At 69.8% G+C, this 1,442-nt stretch carries 1 protein-coding gene; it reads left to right on the top strand.

Annotation, left to right across the window (positions count from 1 at the left end; all coding sequences use genetic code 11):
• Positions 1-31 precede the first annotated feature (31 nt).
• On the top strand, positions 32-1,442 hold a 1,411-nt coding region (locus EHO01S_RS17075), incomplete at its 3' end, for a hemagglutinin repeat-containing protein (protein WP_174375474.1).

Below are 1,442 nucleotides of genomic sequence, written 5' to 3' on the forward strand. Positions count from 1 at the left end.
AGGAGGAATTGGGTTCACCGTCGGGAAGCAAATGCAGAGCGACGACCGCCAGGAGCTCAGCAGCCGCGCCGCTGCCTCGACCGTCGGCTCCACGGCGGGCGAGACGGTACTGGTCGCCGGCAACCACTACTCGCAGAGCGGCAGCCATGTCCTGGCACCCGGGGGCGACATCGGCATCCACGCCAGAAAGGTCGATATCGTCGAAGCTCGGGAAACCGGCAAGCGCACCCAGGAAAGCCAGTTCCGCCAGTCCGGCCTGACGGTGGCCCTGACCTCGCCGGTGATTGCGGCGCTCCAGAGCGGCCGGCAGATGAAGCGTGCCGCCGACAATACCCCGGACATGCGCATGAAGGCGCTGGCCGCCGCCACCACCGGGCTTGCCGCGCTCAACGCCTACGAGGCGGTCAGCGCGGACCCGAAGCGCGCCGGCGGCCTCAATGTCGCCATCACGGTCGGCTCCAGCAAGAGCGACAGCAAGTCCACCACCACCTACGACACGGCGGCTGGCTCCACCGTGGCCGCCGGCGGCAACCTGCGCCTCAGCGCCACCGGTGCCGGGGAGGGGGCCGACCTGACTGTGCGCGGCAGCACCCTCAGCGCCGGCGGCAACGCCCGGCTGAGGGCGGACGGCGACATCAACCTGCTCGCGGCGCAAAACATCGTCGCGACCCACCGCAGCAGCAGCAGTTCCAGCGCGGGCGTGGGGGGCGCCATTTCCGTCGGCCAGGGCGGGGTCGCCATGGGTGTCAGCGCCAATGCCAGCCGCGGCAAGGGCAAGGGTAACGGCAAGGAGGTCACCTGGAGCAACACCCAGGTCAGCGCCGGTGAGCGCCTGGCCCTAGTGTCCGGCGACGACACCCACCTGCGCGGCGCGCTCGCCAGCGGCAGGCAGGTGGTGGCGGATGTCGGCGGTAACCTCAACATCGAGAGCCAGCAGGACACCAGCGCGTTCAAGAGCAAGGACAGCCATGTCGGCGGCAGCGTCGCCGTCGGCGCGGGCTTCTCGGCCAGCGCCAACGTCGGCAAGCAGAAAATCGACAGCGACTACGCCAGCGTCACCGGGCAGTCACGCATCGAGGCCGGCGATGGCGGCTTCCAGATAAAGGTCAAGGGCAACACCGACCTCAAGGGCGCCGCCATCGCCTCCTCCGGGCAGGCCGTGAAGGAGGGGCTCAACAGGTTGACCAGCGGTACGCTGACCGTCAGCGACATCGAGAACCGCGCCGAGTACAAGGCCGGCAGCGTCGGCATCGGTGGCGGCTACAGCGTCGGCAACGGCGCCAGTGTCGGCACCAACCAGCAGGGTCAGGCCGCCACCGGCGACCAGGTGCCTGGCACCACCTTGCCGACCTACGGCAACTTCAGCGCCAGCCCGCCGATTGCCATGGCCGCCAGCGGCAACAGCCGCAGCACCACCCGCAGCGGCGTCAGTGGGGGCGTCA

Origin of the sequence: Edwardsiella hoshinae NBRC 105699 = ATCC 33379, assembly GCF_000474215.1 — a bacterium.
Classification (GTDB): Bacteria; Pseudomonadota; Gammaproteobacteria; order Enterobacterales; family Enterobacteriaceae; genus Edwardsiella; species Edwardsiella hoshinae.